Origin of the sequence: Flavobacterium sp. (genome assembly GCF_043722275.1) — a bacterium.
Lineage (GTDB): Bacteria > Bacteroidota > Bacteroidia > Flavobacteriales > Flavobacteriaceae > Flavobacterium.
The window spans coordinates 1-3189 of the sequence record NZ_JAYSPC010000179.1 but is presented as its reverse complement, the minus strand read 5'-3'; the positions used below and the strand labels follow the sequence as shown (position 1 = coordinate 3189).

At 33.0% G+C, this 3189-nt stretch carries 5 protein-coding genes; 2 read left to right on the top strand and 3 right to left on the bottom strand.

Annotated elements, in window-relative coordinates:
• Window positions 1-57 precede the first annotated feature (57 nt).
• From ACHZDT_RS21160 to ACHZDT_RS21150, 3 genes are read right to left on the bottom strand one after another with little or no spacing between them, the layout of a single operon-like run.
• Window positions 58-252: a DUF2683 family protein gene (locus ACHZDT_RS21160; RefSeq protein WP_394776689.1), complete on the bottom strand. Its 195-nt coding sequence runs from the start codon at window positions 250-252 to the stop codon at window positions 58-60.
• A 41-nt stretch (window positions 253-293) separates the two neighbouring features.
• Window positions 294-1742 carry a Fe-S cluster assembly protein SufB gene (gene sufB, locus ACHZDT_RS21155; RefSeq protein ID WP_394776688.1) on the bottom strand — a complete coding sequence of 483 codons (1449 nt, stop codon included), beginning with the start codon at window positions 1740-1742 and terminating at the stop codon, window positions 294-296.
• Between the two features lie 51 nt (window positions 1743-1793).
• A complete protein-coding gene (locus ACHZDT_RS21150) occupies window positions 1794-2123 on the bottom strand; it encodes a HesB/IscA family protein (protein WP_394776687.1) in 330 nt (109 codons plus the stop codon).
• Window positions 2124-2355: 232 nt separating this feature from the next.
• Here ACHZDT_RS21150 and ACHZDT_RS21145 point away from each other — a divergent pair, with 232 nt between their 5' ends.
• Window positions 2356-2616: a DUF6922 domain-containing protein gene (locus ACHZDT_RS21145; protein ID WP_394776686.1), complete on the top strand. Its 261-nt coding sequence runs from the start codon at window positions 2356-2358 to the stop codon at window positions 2614-2616.
• The coding region (locus ACHZDT_RS21140) for a nucleotidyl transferase AbiEii/AbiGii toxin family protein (protein ID WP_394776685.1) at window positions 2606-3189 on the top strand (584 nt) is incomplete at its 3' end. The genes ACHZDT_RS21145 and ACHZDT_RS21140, both read left to right, overlap by 11 nt.

The window sequence follows — 3189 nt, the reverse complement described above, 5'->3', positions numbered from 1 at the left end:
CCTTATTCCCAGATTTTTTCCAATATTCTCTGTCTTTTTGAGCTTTTTCAGAATAAATTACTTCCACAAATCTTCTAATTTAATTTTAATTCCTTTACCGTTTTTTAAGCTTTGTTCTGCCTCCAAAATTTCTTTTACAAATTCTGGATTATAGGGTTTGTCTTCTTTTTCAATTTCAAAACCCAATGATTTAGCCAATGATTTCAATACTGGTAAATCTTTTTTCTTAACATTTTTTAAAATGAGTTCCATAACAATTGTAATTTAATAGTGTTTATTCAAATTTACAAAAATTAACCTACCGAACCTTCAAGTGATATTTCCAATAATTTCTGCGCTTCAACAGCAAATTCCATCGGTAGTTTATTCAATACTTCTTTACTAAATCCGTTAACGATTAAAGCAATGGCTTTTTCGGTTGGAATGCCACGTTGATTGCAATAAAAAACTTGGTCTTCGCCAATTTTACTCGTAGTGGCTTCATGCTCAATTTTGGCCGAAGGATTTTTACTTTCGATATACGGAAAAGTATTGGCGCTGCAATTGTTTCCCATTAAAAGCGAGTCGCATTGCGAAAAATTCCTAGCATTATCGGCATTTGGACTAATTTTAACCAAACCACGATAACTATTGTGTGATTTTCCTGCCGAAATTCCTTTAGAAATTATGGTCGATTTGGTGTTTTTACCAAGGTGAATCATTTTGGTTCCTGTATCGGCTTGTTGAAAGTTATTGGTTACAGCAATCGAATAAAATTCACCCACTGAATTGTCACCTTTTAAAATACAAGAAGGATATTTCCAGGTTACTGCCGAACCAGTTTCTACTTGTGTCCATGAAATTTTTGCATTTTTCTCGCACAAACCTCTTTTGGTTACAAAGTTGAAAACGCCGCCTTTTCCTTCCTTGTTTCCAGGATACCAGTTTTGTACGGTCGAATATTTTATTTCGGCATTCTCTAAAGCGATAAGTTCAACAACCGCTGCATGCAATTGGTTTTCATCACGACTTGGAGCAGTGCAACCTTCAAGATAACTCACATAACTACCTTCATCAGCAATCAGTAATGTTCTTTCAAATTGTCCTGTTCCCGCTTGATTAATTCGGAAATAAGTAGAAAGTTCCATTGGGCAACGAACGCCTTTGGGAATGTAACAAAAACTTCCATCAGAGAAAACAGCGGAGTTCAATGCGGCGTAAAAATTGTCTTTTTGAGGAACAATTGTGCCTAAATATTTTTTTACCAGTTCAGGATGTTCTTTAATTGCTTCGGAAATACTCATGAATATAATTCCTTTTTCGCCCAATGTTTTTTTGAATGTTGTCGCTACCGAAACGGAATCGACTACAATATCCATAGCAACATTGTTCATCATTTTTTGTTCATCGACGGATATTCCTAACTTTTTATACATTTCTAAAAGTTCTGGATCTACATCGTCTAATGATTTATTGGGATCTATTGCTTTTGGTGCAGAATAATAAGAAATAGCTTGAAAATCTGGTTTTTCGTAATGTACGTTTGCCCATTCTGGCTCTGTCATTTGTTCCCAAGCTCGAAATGCTTCGATACGCCAATCGGTCATCCATTGTGGTTCTTCTTTTCGGTGTGAAATGGCACGAACAATATCTTCGTTTAAACCAATAGGAAACGTGTCTGATTCAATATCAGTGTAAAATCCGTATTCGTATTCTTTGTTTTCTAGTTCGATTTTTAAATCGTCCTCGGTGTATTTTGACATTTTTTAATTTTATTTAACCCTTTCAGGGTTTTAAACCCTGAAAGGGTTGTTTTATAAGGAAAAACTCTCGCCGCAACCGCAGGTTCTACTCGCGTTTGGATTGTTAAATACAAATCCTTTTCCGTTTAAACCACCAGAGAATTCTAAAATTGTTCCTGCGAGATAGAGGAATGATTTTTTTTCAACGGCAATTTTTATATTATTATCTTCAAAAACTTTGTCGTTTTCGCCTATTTGTTTGTCAAAAGTTAAATCATACGACAATCCCGAGCAACCACCAGATTTTACGCCTACTCGCACGTAATCTTGTGATGCGTCAAAACCATCGTCTTTCATCATATCGACAATTTTTTTGCTTGCAGATTCAGAAACTTGTATCATAGCTTATATTGATTTTGTCTAAATAAAGCACAAAGATAGTGCATAAAAACCTTTTTGCATAATTGAAGCCATTTTTATAACAAATCTTTAAATAGAAAAAATTGATATTTAGGTTTAGAATGCTTAAATTTGTGTAGCTATGAAATCGCCATTAACAAGCCGTTTGAGCAGGCAAACACCTATAAATAAAAGCGATACCATATATGACCTCTGATAAATAACTTTTGCATATATGAAAAAGAATAAAAAGCCAAATATTCCAGCGTTTCTACTATGGGAATACGATTTAGAAACCTTTAACTACGACAAATCGTACAAGATTGTTATTGAGCGTATTTTACAAATGGGAACTATAAATGATTGGAAAGAAATGATGGGGTATTATTCATTAGAAAAAATTTTAGAAACCATAGAATGGTCTGCGCAATTAGACAAAAGAGATAAAGATTTTAGTAAATTCTTTTTAAATTCAGATATGCTTTATGCTGTGTAAAGACCCATTTATAATCAAACCAGAAACATTTACTTTAATTCAAGAATTGCAATCTTTGGATTTTTTAAAAGGATTTTATTTGGTTGGCGGAACAGCTTTAGCTTTAAAATTAGGGCATCGTAATTCGATTGATATTGATTTATTTACTCAAGACGAATTTGATGATGCTCAATTGATTGAAAATCTTTCCGAGAAATATAAAATAAATCTAGTTTATAATAGGAGAAATACAATAATATGCGCCATAAATGAGATAAAAACCGACTTTATACGTCATAATTATCCATTATTAAACGAGCCGATTTCTGAAGAAGGAATTTCCTATCTTTCTTTGGAAGATATAGCCGCAATGAAGTTAAATGCAATAATAAATTCGGGCAAAAGAGTAAAGGATTTTATTGACATCTATTTTTTACTCGAACATTTTTCGTTAAATCAAATGTTAGGATTTTATGAAACTAAATACAAACATTCTAATAAAATGATTCCACTTCGGGCGGTTAATTTCTTTGAAGAGATTGACATTAATATTGACCCACCAATTCTAAAAAAACCACTTCCGTTTTCTAAAAT